Origin of the sequence: Streptomyces sp. KR55 (genome assembly GCF_052245645.1) — a bacterium.
Classification (GTDB): Bacteria; Actinomycetota; Actinomycetes; order Streptomycetales; family Streptomycetaceae; genus Streptomyces; species Streptomyces flavusporus.
The window spans coordinates 26,975-40,097 of the sequence record NZ_JBQQCE010000020.1 but is presented as its reverse complement, the minus strand read 5'-3'; the positions used below and the strand labels follow the sequence as shown (position 1 = coordinate 40,097).

13 protein-coding genes and 3 pseudogenes are annotated in these 13,123 nt (G+C 69.8%); 6 read left to right on the top strand and 10 right to left on the bottom strand.

Features of this window, described 5'->3' with window-relative positions:
* Positions 1-1,764 (bottom strand): polysaccharide deacetylase family protein (locus tag ACTWQJ_RS05125; protein ID WP_443305401.1); only part of this gene is annotated, 1,764 nt, incomplete at its 3' end.
* A gap of 19 nt (positions 1,765-1,783) precedes the next feature.
* A complete protein-coding gene (locus ACTWQJ_RS05120) occupies positions 1,784-2,092 on the bottom strand; it encodes a hypothetical protein (protein ID WP_443305400.1) in 309 nt (102 codons plus the stop codon).
* A gap of 305 nt (positions 2,093-2,397) precedes the next feature.
* Between ACTWQJ_RS05120 and ACTWQJ_RS05115 the strand changes: the two genes are divergently transcribed.
* On the top strand, positions 2,398-3,414 hold the full coding sequence (locus ACTWQJ_RS05115) for a chitinase (protein ID WP_443305399.1): 1,017 nt from the start codon (positions 2,398-2,400) through the stop codon (positions 3,412-3,414).
* A gap of 3 nt (positions 3,415-3,417) precedes the next feature.
* Here the strand turns inward: ACTWQJ_RS05115 and ACTWQJ_RS05110 are convergent, their stop codons facing one another.
* From ACTWQJ_RS05110 to ACTWQJ_RS05100, 3 genes are all read right to left on the bottom strand, one after another.
* Positions 3,418-4,020: an imidazolonepropionase-like domain-containing protein gene (locus tag ACTWQJ_RS05110; protein ID WP_443305398.1), complete on the bottom strand. Its 603-nt coding sequence runs from the start codon at positions 4,018-4,020 to the stop codon at positions 3,418-3,420.
* A 1-nt stretch (position 4,021) separates the two neighbouring features.
* Positions 4,022-5,221, bottom strand: coding sequence for a cyclic dehypoxanthinyl futalosine synthase (mqnC, locus tag ACTWQJ_RS05105; protein WP_443305397.1), 1,200 nt, complete (start codon positions 5,219-5,221; stop codon positions 4,022-4,024).
* A 72-nt stretch (positions 5,222-5,293) separates the two neighbouring features.
* Positions 5,294-6,091 (bottom strand): prepilin peptidase, encoded by a 798-nt coding sequence (locus tag ACTWQJ_RS05100; protein WP_443305396.1) that lies wholly within the window; start codon positions 6,089-6,091, stop codon positions 5,294-5,296.
* Positions 6,092-6,160: 69 nt separating this feature from the next.
* Here ACTWQJ_RS05100 and ACTWQJ_RS05095 point away from each other — a divergent pair.
* Positions 6,161-6,369 (top strand): annotated as a pseudogene (locus ACTWQJ_RS05095) (hypothetical protein); the annotation flags it as partial.
* Between the two features lie 13 nt (positions 6,370-6,382).
* Here the strand turns inward: ACTWQJ_RS05095 and ACTWQJ_RS05090 are convergent.
* Both ACTWQJ_RS05090 and ACTWQJ_RS05085 read right to left on the bottom strand, forming a co-directional pair.
* Entirely contained in the window at positions 6,383-6,706 is a 324-nt protein-coding gene (locus ACTWQJ_RS05090) for a hypothetical protein (RefSeq protein WP_443305395.1), read from the bottom strand.
* A gap of 37 nt (positions 6,707-6,743) precedes the next feature.
* Positions 6,744-7,159, bottom strand: a pseudogene (locus tag ACTWQJ_RS05085) (ATP-binding protein).
* Positions 7,160-7,370: 211 nt separating this feature from the next.
* On the opposite strand from ACTWQJ_RS05085, the gene ACTWQJ_RS05080 reads away from it, so the two are divergent.
* Together ACTWQJ_RS05080 and ACTWQJ_RS05075 are read left to right on the top strand one after the other, a co-directional pair.
* Positions 7,371-8,222 carry a DUF5753 domain-containing protein gene (locus ACTWQJ_RS05080; protein WP_443305394.1) on the top strand — a complete coding sequence of 284 codons (852 nt, stop codon included), beginning with the start codon at positions 7,371-7,373 and terminating at the stop codon, positions 8,220-8,222.
* Positions 8,223-8,230: 8 nt separating this feature from the next.
* Entirely contained in the window at positions 8,231-8,449 is a 219-nt protein-coding gene (locus tag ACTWQJ_RS05075; RefSeq protein ID WP_443305393.1) for a DUF397 domain-containing protein, read from the top strand.
* Here the strand turns inward: ACTWQJ_RS05075 and ACTWQJ_RS05070 are convergent.
* Positions 8,442-10,124 carry a protein kinase domain-containing protein gene (locus ACTWQJ_RS05070; RefSeq protein WP_443305392.1) on the bottom strand — a complete coding sequence of 561 codons (1,683 nt, stop codon included), beginning with the start codon at positions 10,122-10,124 and terminating at the stop codon, positions 8,442-8,444. The genes ACTWQJ_RS05075 and ACTWQJ_RS05070 overlap by 8 nt on opposite strands.
* An 89-nt stretch (positions 10,125-10,213) precedes the next feature.
* Positions 10,214-11,062 (bottom strand): menaquinone biosynthetic enzyme MqnA/MqnD family protein, encoded by an 849-nt coding sequence (locus tag ACTWQJ_RS05065; RefSeq protein WP_443305391.1) that lies wholly within the window; start codon positions 11,060-11,062, stop codon positions 10,214-10,216.
* Positions 11,063-11,371: 309 nt separating this feature from the next.
* Here ACTWQJ_RS05065 and ACTWQJ_RS05060 point away from each other — a divergent pair, with 309 nt between their 5' ends.
* Positions 11,372-11,575, top strand: a complete 204-nt coding sequence (locus ACTWQJ_RS05060; RefSeq protein WP_003992177.1) for a cold-shock protein — start codon at positions 11,372-11,374, stop codon at positions 11,573-11,575.
* Positions 11,576-11,780: 205 nt separating this feature from the next.
* Positions 11,781-12,424 (top strand): annotated as a pseudogene (locus tag ACTWQJ_RS05055) (class I SAM-dependent DNA methyltransferase).
* Here the strand turns inward: ACTWQJ_RS05055 and ACTWQJ_RS05050 are convergent.
* Positions 12,425-12,946 (bottom strand): DUF6817 domain-containing protein, encoded by a 522-nt coding sequence (locus ACTWQJ_RS05050; RefSeq protein WP_443305406.1) that lies wholly within the window; start codon positions 12,944-12,946, stop codon positions 12,425-12,427.
* Positions 12,947-13,123: the final 177 nt, after the last annotated feature.

Genomic DNA, 13,123 nt, shown 5'->3' with positions numbered 1-13,123 from the left:
CCGCCAGCCCGCGCGGTGCATGGCGATGGTGATGTCGGTGTCCTCGGCGAGGGTGTCCTCGCTCATCCCGCCGACCTCGAGCACCGCGCCCCGGCGGAAGGCGCCGATCGCGCCGGGGATGGTCGGCATGCAGCGCAGCAGGTCGTACATCCGCCGGTCGAGGTTGAAGCCCATCACGTACTCGATGTGCTGCCAGGCGCCGATGACGGTGTTGCGGTTGCCGACCTTGGCGTTGCCCGCGATCGCACCGACACCGGGGGCGGCGAAGGGCTGCACCAGCTGCCGTACGGTGTCCGGCTCGAAGACCGTGTCGCCGTCCATCATCACGACGATGTCGTGACTGGCGCTGCGGACGCCGTTGTTCAACGCCGCCGGCTTGCCCACGTTCTCCTGCCGGATGACCCGGACGTTCGTCATGCCGAGCTCATGGGCCGCACTGCGCGCGATCTCAGACGTACCGTCCGTCGAACCGTCGTCGACGACGACGATCTCGATGGGATGCGTGCTCTGCGCCAGCGATTTGAGGGTGTTGGCGATGCACTCCTTCTCGTTGTACGCCGGGACGATCACGCTCACCGGCTCGGTGACCGGCGGTCCCCAGCTGAACCGGCGTTTGTTGCGCTGCCGGTAGTGGCGCCGGGCGAGCAGCAGCATCATGCCGAACCGGCCCATGACCGCGCAGCCGACCACGGCCAGCCCGACCGCGAGACCCGGGACTGTCCACTCGGCGACGGCGACGGCCGCGATAAGGGCCTTGCCCTCGTAGAGGGTGGCGCCGGTGGCGGTGCGGTGGGCGGCCTGGAGACCACCAGGTGCGGCACCGGCCACGCCCGGGGCGCCCGAAGGCTGTCCGCCGGCCGGCTGGTTCACCGCCTGACCACCGGCGTCCTGCTCCTGCATGACGCCGCTGATCGTGGTGAAGGTGTATCCCTTCGCCTTCATCTTCTTGATGTACGCCGGCAGCGCCTTGATCGTCTGCGAGCGCTCACCGCCCGCGTCATGGAACAGCACCGACGCGCCCTCGCCGCTCTCCGGCGTGGCGCCCTTGATGATCTGCGAGACTCCCGGCCGCTTCCAGTCGTCGCTGTCGGTGTCGATGAAGACGCTGGTGTAACCGTCCTCGCCGAGCTTCTGGTAGACGGGCCAGCTGTAGTTGTCGATGGCGTCCGTCTCCGAGGAGTACGGGGCGCGGAACAGCGTGGTCGTGATGCCGGCCGCGCCCGCCAGCGCGAGCTGCGTCTGCTGCATCTCGCGCTCGACACGGGCGTCGCTCTGGTAGGAGAGGTCGACGTGGGTGAAGGTGTGGATGCCCACCTCGTTGCCCTGCTCGACCATGTCCTCGACGATGCCCGGGTAGCGCGACACCATCGAGCCGACCACGAAGAACGTGGCCGGGACGTCGTACTCCTCGAGGATTTCCAGGACCTGGGGCGTCCAGGTGGGGTTCGGGCCGTCGTCGAAGGTGAGCGCGATCGTCTTGTCCGGCACGGAGACGGTGGTCGCCTGTCCCCCGCGGAACGTGAGGATCGGCCCGCCGTTCAGGACCTCGTCGGGCACCTTGCTGGAGCTGGCGCCGCTGCGCACGCGCTGGTCGCCGCCGACCTCGGCGCGCAGATAGCCGTCGAGCAGCATGATGCTGGTCAGCCCGAGCAGGAGCAGCAGGGCGAGGATGACACGCGGTTTCTGCAGTGCCGCGGCCCGGCCGGCCGCCCGCTCGATACGGGTGGGGGCGCGCCGGCGCCCGCGTCGGGAAGTCGTCGTCATGAGGGTGGGTGCGTTCCGGTCAGTTGGCGGCGGCGACGGCCGACGCGGACGAGGTCGGGGTCGGGATCGGGGCTGCGGCGCCCGAGGGTGGCGCGGACGGGGTGCCGCCGGGCGGGACGGCCCCGTTGCCGGGACCGCCCTGCGGGGCGGGGCCGCCCTGGCCGTTCGCCCCGTCGGCGAAGGGCAGCAGCGAGGACGGGTTCAGCGAGGTGCCCCAGCCCATGAAGGCCGCGCCGAGCACGACCGCGTAGCCGAGGCAGGCGACGCCGAGAAGGAGTCCGATCCGGCGCAGCAGCCTGGCCCGGCGCCCGGAGTTGTCAACGAACACGGGCCCCTCTGCGGAGGCGGAGACAGAGGCAGAGACGGAGGCGGACCCGTTGCCGCGTTTGCGACGGCGACCGCGCGGAGTGGCGCGGTTTTCGATGGCAGGCTCGGAATGCATTCCCCGGAGAGTAGGGAGCTTTATTTGCGTATCTCTCTGGTCCGCATGTGAGACAGCCATGAGAAAGGCCCCAGCCTGTCCGTTCCCTGAGAGAATTCCCGGACGTCCGGGCATACCACCGCATACCGTCAATCCCGTGTGAGAGATTGCGGATTCAGGAATCGGACATCACGAGAGCGGGTAGATGCGCCATGAGGAGTTTCCTGAAGCCGGTCGCCGGGCTCACCTGCCTGTTTGCCCTGGCAACGGCAGGGTGCTCGGCGGGCTCCAGCAGCTCCTCCGACGCGGCCCCGGCGGCACCCACGTCGCCGTCGCAGTCGGCCGCCTCCACCACCTCGTACGCCCCGTACGTCAGTGCCACGACCGCCTCCGACAACGACGCGGCCGGCTCCCCGGCGACGTACAACCTGGCCTTCGTGATCTCGGACGGCAGCGACTGCACACCGAAGTGGAACGGCACCCACGCCATCGACGACTCGGCCGTGACGTCCCGCATCTCTCAGCTGACGGAGTCCGGCGCCGACGTGCGCGTCTCCTTCGGCGGCGCCTCCGGCAGGGAACTGGCGACGAGTTGTGACAGCGCGCAGGAGCTGGCGCAGGCGTACGCCGATGCACTGGACGCGGCCGGTGCCGCCCGGGCCGACTTCGACATCGAGGGCGACGAGCTGACCGACTCCGACTCGGTCGCCCTGCGGTCGGAGGCGATCGCGGCGCTGCAGGAGGAACGGCCGGACCTGGAGGTGTCGTTCACGCTCCCGGTGATGCCGTCCGGCCTGGACGACGACAGCGTCGCCCTGCTCGAATCGGCCAACGACCACCAGGTCCAGGTCTCCACGGTCAACCTCATGACCATGAACTACGGCAGCTCCTACACCGGCGACATGGGCGACTACGCCGAACAGTCCGCCACGGCCGCCCACGACCAACTGGCCGACATCTTCGGCCTGTCCGGCTCCGCCGCCTGGCAGGGCATGGCGCTCACCTCGATGATCGGCGTGAACGACGTCGACAACGAGACGTTCACGCTCGAAGACGCCGCTCAGGTACGGGAGTTCGCGGGGGACAAGGGGATCGCCTGGGTGTCGATGTGGTCGACGTTCCGCGACCAGCAGTGCGCGGACGAGGACGCGGCGCAGGACGACGCGTCGACCAACTGCAGTGGGGTGGAGCAGAGTTCGGGGGCGTTCGGGGAGGCGTTCGCGGGCTGACCGCTATCGGCGGCGGTAGACGATCCGCCCCGCCACCACCGTGGCCACACAGCTCCCGCCCCCGCGCTCGGCCAGCTCGTCCTCGTCCCGCACGTCGAACACGGCGAACCGCGCGGCCGACCCGCTCTCCCGCTCCGGCGGAAACACCACCGGCACCCCGGAGCCGAACGGATCGAGCGCGGGCACTCCCCCAGGTTCCCCGAGCCGCCCCACCACCCCGATCCCGGACCGCCGCACGGCGGCCACCACGGCCCGGTTGCGCAGCTCCCCCGCCAGCGCGACCGTCCCGTTCGCCAGCATCCGCTGCACCCCGCGCCGGGCGCTGGCCCCCCAGCGCGCCTCGTCCATGGGGAGCGCGGCGAGCGCGTCCCCGGTCAGCGGTTCGGTGCCGAGCGTGTCGGCCTCGCGCGGGTCCGGGTGGTAGGCCTGCTCCAGCAGCTCGGGCCCGTGCAGGTTGACCAGACCCGGGGTGAGAATGCCGGGCCACTGCCGCACCCGCGCCCTGGGGTGCGCGGCGACCAGCTCTTCCAGGGGGCCGGCGGCCGCGATCCACTCGCCCCGTACGGCGAGGGCGTGACCCCGGGCGTCCGCGTGAATCGTGAGCAACTCAGTTGGAGGCGAGCAGCTTCAGCTCCGGATGAGCTGTGCCGCCCTCGATCGCCGTGGACGAGATGTGGGACATGACGCGGTCGTCGACGGGGTCGTTCGCCGGGTCGTCGTGGACGACGAGGTGCTCGTACGTCGTGGAGCGCTGGGCCGGGACGCGGTCCGCCGTACGGATCATCTCGATCATTTCCAGCAGGTTGGAGCGGTGCTTGGCACCGGCCGCCGAGACGACGTTCTCCTCCAGCATGATCGAGCCGAGGTCGTCCGCGCCGTAGTGCAGGGTCAGCTGGCCGGCGTCCTTGCCGGTGGTCAGCCAGGAGCCCTGGATGTGGGCGACGTTGTCGAGGAAGAGACGGGCGATCGCGATCATCCGCAGGTACTCGAAGATGGTGGCCTGCGTGCGGCCCTTCAGGTGGTTGTTCTGCGGCTGGTAGAGGTACGGGATGAAGGCGCGGAAGCCGCCCGTGCGGTCCTGTACGTCACGGATCATTCGCAGGTGCTCGATCCGCTCGGCGTTGGTCTCGCCGGTGCCCATGAGCATGGTGGACGTGGACTCGACGCCGAGGTTGTGCGCCGTCTCCATGATCTCCAGCCACCGCTCACCGCTCTCCTTCAGCGGGGCGATGGCCTTGCGCGGCCGCTCGGGGAGCAGCTCGGCACCGGCGCCGGCGAAGGAGTCGAGGCCGGCGGCGTTGATCCGCTGGATGGCCTCCTCCACGGAGACGCCCGAGATCCGCGCCATGTGCTCGACCTCGCTCGCCCCCAGGCTGTGGATGACGAGCTGCGGGAACTCCCGCTTGATGGCCGCGAAGTGCTTCTCGTAGTACTCGACGCCGTAGTCCGGGTGGTGACCGCCCTGGAACATGATCTGCGTACCGCCGAGCTCGACGGTCTCCGCGCACCGGCGCAGGATGTCGTCCAGGTCGCGCGTCCAGCCCTTGGCCGTGTCCTTCGGCGGGGCGTAGAAGGCGCAGAACTTGCACGCCGTGACGCAGACGTTCGTGTAGTTGATGTTCCGCTCGATGATGTACGTCGCGATGTGCTCGACGCCGGCGTAACGGCGGCGGCGTGCGGCGTCGGCGGCGGAACCCAGTGCGTGCAGGGGCGCGTCGCGGTAGAGGTCGAGGGCTTCTTCGGGGGTGATCCGTCCGCCGGCCGCGGCACGGTCGAGCACAGACTGGAGGTCGGCCTTCTCGGTCACCGAAGCGTCCCTTTCGTCAAGGGTTGTGGACGGACTGAACCAGCCTACGCCAGCCGTTTTCCCGCGTTGCCGTCAGGCCGCGCCCACGAGCAGGCCGGTGTACGCCCCGGCGAGCAGAAACGGCCCGAACGGGATCGCCGTCTTGCGCCCCGCCTTCCGCACGACGACAAGGGCACCCCCGTAGAGCGCCCCGAACACGAACCCGGCGAAGGTCCCGAGCAGCACGGCCTGCCACCCGTACCAGCCGAGCACCGCCCCCGCCCCGAGCGCCAGCTTCACATCGCCGAAGCCCATACCGCTGGGGTTGATCAGGAAGAGAACGAAGTATCCGGCGCCGAGCGCGAGGGCGCCGAGCAGGGCGGTCGTCCAGTCGCCGGCGTGCCCGGGCAGCAGCGCGACGAGGCCGAGCAGGGCGAGGGCGGCGGCCGCGAGGGGCAGGGTGAGCACATCGGGCAGCCGCTGCACCCGCAGGTCGACGGCCGCGAGCAGCACACCGACGGGCACGATCAGCAGCCAGACGCCGAGTTCGGGCCGGGGGCCGGTGACGGCGACGACGCCGGCGCAGAGGAGGGCGGTGACCGTGGCGAGGAGGGGGGTGCTGGGGCCGTACGACTCCACGGGGTGAGTGCTTGGGGCCGTGAGGTGAGTGCTCGGGCCGTACGACGACGGGGCCGCCGTACATTCCGCGCACCGCGCCCGCCCGATCCACCCCCGGATGGCGTGCCCGCCCGGGCACCGCTCCCGCCAGTCCTCCTCGGACGGCACGGAGAACCGATACGCGGCCCGCGGCAGCAGCGCCCCCGCCACCGCACCCCACACCACGGCGACGACGACGACGATCAGCAACCCCACGCTCACCCCTCGACTCATGCCCTCCTGCTCACCCAAATACCCTGCAAGTCCACCCCGTTCACACGCTCAAGACTCCGCTGTTCGCCGCCGTATGAATCGGGCGACGCCGAGAAGACCCCACCGTGCGGCATCCGTTACCTCCGCGCCTCAAACTGAGAGCCTTTCCAGCTCAAGACCTCGATCACGTGGCAGATCTCCTGGGAAGGCTCCGGCGGCACGGGCAGCGACCTGCCGGACGGCACGTTCGAGGCGACTCAGGACATGACTGTCCAGGGATCCAGTCCATCAACCGCTGAACCGCTGCGAGCCTCAGCGGCTGGATGAGCTCGCGTCCTCGGCGAACAGATCCTCCGGGTCTTTCACGCTCATCGCCCGGCCCGCCCATGTCCTGAGTTGGTCCGGGTCGGAGCAGGCATTCACCCGGGCGCGAATGTCGTCCGTGACCGCCAAGGGCCCCGTCTCCAGGAGAGCCAGGACCAACACAGCGAGCTTCTCCGGGGGCCAGTTGTCTTCGGCGGTCCCCTCAAGGTAGGCCTTCAGGAAGACGGGGTGCCCGAAGAGCAGCGTGAGCGGGCACGTGGACTCATCGTGACATTCCGCATGTCCGGCCACCGGCTCAGGCTCAGTCGCCAACGAACAGATCTCCTTTCCATACGGCGTGATCAACGAACTACGCCGCGACGAGGTCACACCACACGTACTTGCCGCGATTGCCCTCCCTGGCCAGCGGCTGCCACCCCCACAGATCGGCGCAAGCACGGACGAGGGACAGCCCGCGGCCGCGCTCCGCTTCGGCGAGGGATTCCACCGGCGCCGGCGGATCGGGCGGAGCCGGATCCGCGTCCCACGCCCCGATCCGCAGCACCCCCGCCGACCACCGCACACGCAGAGCGGCGGGTCCCTTGGTGTGCAGTACGGCGTTGGCGACCAGCTCCGTCGCCAACAGCTCGGCGGTGTCAGTGAGGCGGATCAGGCCGTGCATGGTGAGGATCAGCCGGAGGGTGCGGCGCCCGCCGGTGACGGCGCGGGGGTCGTGGGGATGTACAGGGTGTACTCCCAGGGGACGGCAGCTTCGGTTTCAGGCATGGCTGAACTCCTGGCATTGGAAGGGGAGTTGCGGTGGCAGTGCCGCATCCGTCATGGCAGGACGGAGCGGTGCGCTTCCGGGATCCCGGGATTCGCAGCGTGTGCGTCGCGTCACTGACGGTAGAGGTAAAGTTTGGGCCGAGCAAGCCGCTGCCGTAATCTTCCCCTCGAACGAGTCACTGTCTCCCAGCAGTTGAGGCAAGGAAGAGTCATGACGCGCAGGCAGCAACCCACCGCACGCCAAGTACGCTTGGGCGCTGAGCTGCGCAAACTCCGGGATGCCGCAGGGCTCAAGGCGACTGAGGCCGCCGCGCTGCTCGCGACGAACTCAGCACAGATGAGCCAGATCGAGTCCGGCATCGCAGGTGTGAGCGAGGCGCGGGTACGGAGACTTGCCGCTCAGTACTCATGCACGGACGAGGAGTTGATTGCCGCTCTCGTAGCGATGGCCACTGATCGGACACGCGGCTGGTGGGAGGAGTACCAGGGCCTACTGCCCACGTCGTTCCTGGACCTGGCCGAGTTGGAGTACCACTCGACGTTCCGGCTGGATGTGGAGTTCCTGCACATCCCCGGCCTGTTCCAGACGGAGGACTACGCCCGCGCCGTCTTCTCGTACCGAATCCCGAGGCTCCCCGAGAGCGACCTGGAACTGCGCGTCCGTCACCGCATGCAGCGCAAGGCCGTCATCGAGGGACCTACGCCCGTCCCCTACGAAGCAGTGATCCATGAAGCTGCCCTGCGCATCAGAGTCGGCGACCGGCCCGCCGCGCGGGCCCAGCTCGCCCACATCCTTGAAGCCTCCGAAGCGGACCACATCACCGTGCGCGTCATCCCCTTCGATCTGGACGGCTTCGCCGGAGCCACCAACGCCATGATGTATGCGGGCGGAGCCGTCCCCAAGCTGGACACAGCTGTGCGCGACGCACCCCAGGGAGCAGCCTTCATCGACTCAGAAGCCCAACTAGGCGCCTTTCGAACGCTCTTCCGTATGGTGAAGACGGCGTCACTCGAACCCGCACATTCGCGTGACCTCATCCACAGACTGTCGAAGGAACTGTGAGGCGCGCCGTGAGCACCCCCGACAACTGGCAGAAGTCGTCCTACTCAGGAAGCGGTGACGGCAACAACTGCGTAGAGGTCGCCACCCTCCCTACCCACATAGCCATCCGCGACTCAAAGAACCCCACCCGCGCCACCCTCACCTTCCCCACCGAAACCTTCACGGCGTTCCTCGGTAGCCTCAAGGCCGACGTACGAGGAGCTGATGCTTACCGCCGTGCTACTTGACCTTCGACATCCGAGCCTCGGGATTCCCCGACTCCTTGCTGTCCGACTCGTACATCAGGTCATCCCCCGTCGGAATCAGCCGCACCGTGGTCGCCGCCGGATTGCACCCGCTGTGGTTGTCCTTGGCACCCACCGACGTCGCGACGAGCTGCTTCTCCGTCACCTGCTTCAGGGTCAGTACGTCGACACAGACGCCGCCCAGCTGGTCGGTCTGCCGGAGCCGCCCCAGTTCCTCGCCGACCTCCGCGTCCCGGACGGTGATACGGAACGTGCCGAGCGGCAGGTTGCCGTCGAGGGCGGTGCCCTGGCCCTGCCAGGTGCCGAGGTAGCGGGCGGGGATGGCGGACGCGGTGCCGGTGGCGGAGTCACCCGGCGTTGCGGACTGAGACGGGGCGGCCCCATCCGCACTGTCCCGACGGTCGTCCGGCAGCAGGTCGAACACGAACACCGACCCCACCGTCACCGCCGCCAGCGCCCCGGCGACCGCGAGCGCCACCGTGCAGCTCAGCCGGCGCCCCCGCCCACCGGTCTCCGGTGCCGCCGACGCGGCGAACGTGACGGAGAGCTTGCCGGGCCGGTTGCCCGGCGCCGGTGCATCCTCGGGCTCCGCCGGGTGCGGCTCGGGTGCGACCCCCGGCATCACGGGAGGCGGCCCGAACTCCCCCACGGCCGAGGGCGGACTCACCGCCGGACTGCCGAAGCCCACCGGCCCCGACGGCGTCTCCCCCACGGCCGGCTCGCTGAATTCCACCGGCCCCGAAGGAGCCGCCTCCGCCGCCGTCTCCAGATTCAGCAGCTCCACGGCAGTACGGCTGACCCGCTCCACCAGCACCCCGGGCAGCCACCCGCCCGCGACCAGCCGCGCCGCCCCCTCGGGCGCGAGCCGCCGGGCCACCTCCGCCGGGGTCGGCCGCTCCCGCGGTTCCTTCACCAGGCATGCCTCGACGATCTCCCGTAGCAACCCGCCCTCCAGGGCATCGAGCTGCGGCTCCTCGTGGACGACCTTGTAGAGCAGCGCGGCCGAGGAGTCCCCGGGGAAGGGCGGCTCGCCGGTCGCCGCGTACGCCAGGACCGCGCCCAGCGAGAAGACGTCGGCGGCTCCGGTGACCCCTTTGCCCAGGATCTGCTCGGGCGCCATGTAGCCGGGCGAGCCGACCGAGACGCCGGTGGAGGTCAGCGAGGCCGTGCCGTCCGTGGCGCGGGCGATGCCGAAGTCGATCAGCAGGGGGCCGTCCAGCGTCAGCAGGACGTTGGACGGTTTCACGTCCCGGTGCACCAGGCCCAGTTCGTGCACCGCCACGAGCGCCTCGGCGAGGCCCGCACCCAGTACTCGTACGGAATGCGTGGGCAGCGGACCGCCGTCCGTGACCGCCGCGGTCAACGACGGGCCCGCCGCGTACGCCGTGGCGACCCACGGCACCGGCGCCTCCGGGTCCGCGTCGAGCACGGGCGCGGTCCAGGCGCCGCCCACCCGCCGCGCGGCCTCGACCTCGCGGCGGAACCGGGCGCGGAACTCCTCATCGAGCGCGAAGTGCGGGTGCACGACCTTCACCGCGACGGTACGGCCCCCTGCGCTGCGGCCGAGATACACCCGGCCCATCCCGCCCGAGCCGAGCCGGCCGAGCAGCCGGTAGGGCCCCACGCTTGCGGGCTCGTCGACTCCGAGCGGCTGCATGGCGCGCCCCCTTCCCCCGTACGCCTCCACTGTCCCGCAGCGTATAGTCCCGCCGCTCGCGCCATGTCCCTACGGCTGGAGCAGATCCCCTACGGCTGGAGCAGATCCACCTTCACGTCCGCCGGGAAGCCGGTCGTCGGGCCGACCCTGCGCGCGAACTCCGCGACCGCTGCCAGCTGGGGCTCGCCGAGGCGGAAGTCGAGGGTGGTGAAGTACTGCTCCAGGACCTGCTCGTCGAAGGCCTCCCAGCGGGCGGCCTGCTCGGCGACCTTGACGACCTCCTTCAGGGAGAGGTTGCGGGAGGCGAGGAAGGCCTCGTGCACCTTGCGGGTGATCACAGGCTCGCGCTCCAGGTAGTCGCGGCGTGCCGCCCAGACGGCGAAGACGAACGGCAGTCCGGTCCACTCCTTCCACAGCGCACCGAGATCGTGCACCTCCAGCCCGAAGCGCGGCCCGTCGTGCAGGTTGGCCCGCAGCGCCGCGTCCCCGATCAGCACCGCCGCCTCCGCCTCCTGCATCATCAGGCTGAGGTCGGGCGGACACGTGTAGTAGTCGGGCCGTACGCCGAAACGGTCCGCGAGCAGCAGCTGCGCGAGGCGTACGGAGGTGCGGGAGGTGGAGCCGAGGGCGACCCGGGCGCCGTCCAGCCGCTCCAGCGGGACCTGCGAGACGATCACGCAGGACATCACCGGCCCGTCGCAGCCGACCGCGATGTCGGGGAAGGCGACCAGGTCGTCGGCGTTGCGCAGGAACTCGACGAGGGTGATCGGCCCGATGTCCAGGTCGCCCTGCACCAGCTGCTCGCTGAGCTTCTCCGGGGTGTCCTTGGTCAGCTCGAAGTCGAGGAGCGTGCCCGTTCTCGCGAGCCCCCAGTACAGGGGCAGGCAGTTCAGGAACTGGATGTGGCCGACGCGCGGCCGGGTGCGAGAAATGTCCACATCCGGAGGCTAGCGTCCGCCGGGCGGGCGCTGACCCTGCGGGGGTGACGTGCGAGTCTGGGCCCCTCCGCCATCTGGAGTCATGGATGTCAAACGTTCGGGTGACGTGATCTTGACCTCTATTGCTTTCGGGTGCCCGCGTGCTAGGCTCGCCGCAAGTTGCAGTTTGGTTTCCCTTGCAGTACAGAGCCTGCGGAGCATGTGACCGCGGGCTCTCGTCGTTCTCAGACGGGTGCAGTTGTGCAGAATCTCGATCTTCACACTTGCTGGTTCTGGAGCAGGGCAACCCTTTGAGCCCAAGGAGGGCTTATGGCTACCGGAACCGTGAAGTGGTTCAACGCCGAAAAGGGCTTTGGTTTCATCGCCCAGGAAGGCGGCGGCCCCGACGTCTTCGTCCACTACTCCGCGATCAACGCGAGCGGCTTCCGCTCCCTCGAGGAGAACCAGCAGGTGTCCTTCGACGTCACCCAGGGCCCGAAGGGCCCGCAGGCGGAGAACGTCACCCCGGTCTGATCTGATGATCTGATCCTCCGATCCGGATCGAGCGCAGTACCCAAGGAGCCCCGCGCCATCGGCGACGGGGCTCCTGCCTTTTCCCCGAGTGTCCCGAGCATCCCGAGGTGAATTCTCCGAGAATTCCTTCCCCCGGCTCTCCTTCGACGGAAGTGGCCTCAGGCGCGCGGCCGGTTGTCAGTGGGAGTGGATAGGGTCGCCGACCATGACTGACAGCGACTTCCTGACCACGACGCAGGACTTCTACGACGCCGTCGCCGAGGACTACGCCGACCGGTTCCGGGACGAGCTGGCGGCCAGGCCGATGGACCGGGCCGTGCCGGCCGCGTACGCGGAACTCGTGGGCGGTCGCGGTGAGGTGGCCGACCTGGGGTGCGGACCGGGGCAGGTGACGGCATACCTCGCCTCGCTCGGCCTGTCGGTGTTCGGGCTCGACCTGTCGGCGTCGATGCTCGCCATCGCCCGGCGTGAGAATCCCGGCCTGCGCTTCGAGCAGGGTTCGATGCTGGACCTGGACCTGCCCGACGGCCACCTCTCGGGTGTCGTGTCCTACTACTCGTCCACACCCCTGTGGACCGGCTGCCCGACCTTTTCACGGAGTTCGCCCGTGTCCTGACCCCGGGCGGCCATCTGCTCCTCGCCTTCCAGGTCGGCGATCACCCACTCCGTCTCGACCGGCCCTTCGGCCACCCGGTGTCCCTGGATTTCGAATGCCGACAGCCGGATCGGATCGCCGAGCTGCTGGTCGGGGCCGGTTTCGAGATGCGGGCGCGGACGGTGCGGGAGGCGGACGAGGAACTCGGGGAGTCGACCGCGCAGGCGTATCTGATCGCCCGCAGCCGACCCTAGTCACCAGCCGTCGCCGAGCACCGCGCGGCAGTCGTCCCAGGCCGCCTCGCTCAGCAGCGGCCGGATTCGCGTGAACAGGGCCAGAAGCTCGCCACCCCACCGCTCACGAAACGCCGCGTCATGGTCCGCGAGGTCGAGCTCGTTCGCGACCGTGAGTTCCGCGAAGTCCCGGCGCAGGGCGAGGGACGGTGTCTGGGCAGCGCCGGTGAAGCGGTCGTGGAAGGGGGCGGCGGGGTTGGCGAGGGACGGGTACGTCGCCGTGCGGTCGCAGGCGGCGTAGAAGTACACGATCGCCTCGGCCTCCGCGCCGATCACGGTCGCCAGGTCGGTACGGCGGTCCAGGGGGAGGAGAGGTTCGGGGAAGCCGTCGGTGCCGTAGCAGGCGTGGCAGAGGCCGGCCAGCTGGAGGGCGGGGCGGGCGCCCCAGCCGGCCAGTCGTGTGCGTACGCGGTCGAGGTGGACGAGGAGGGCGCCGCCTGGATGGGGCAGGGACTCGGCGCCCAACTGCCATAGCAGCGCCAGGGCTTGGTCGGTGGGGGTCGGCACGGGCGTCCCTTCGCGGGCGACGGAAGTGCGGTTCGTGTGGGTCGGCACCCGCTCCCTCCCCCGCTGTCGGTCCGGACCCCGCGGAGGCGCGGAGCGGGTTGCCGCCCGGGCCCTGGAGAGATCGTCGTACAGCCGATGTGCCCAGTCAATCCT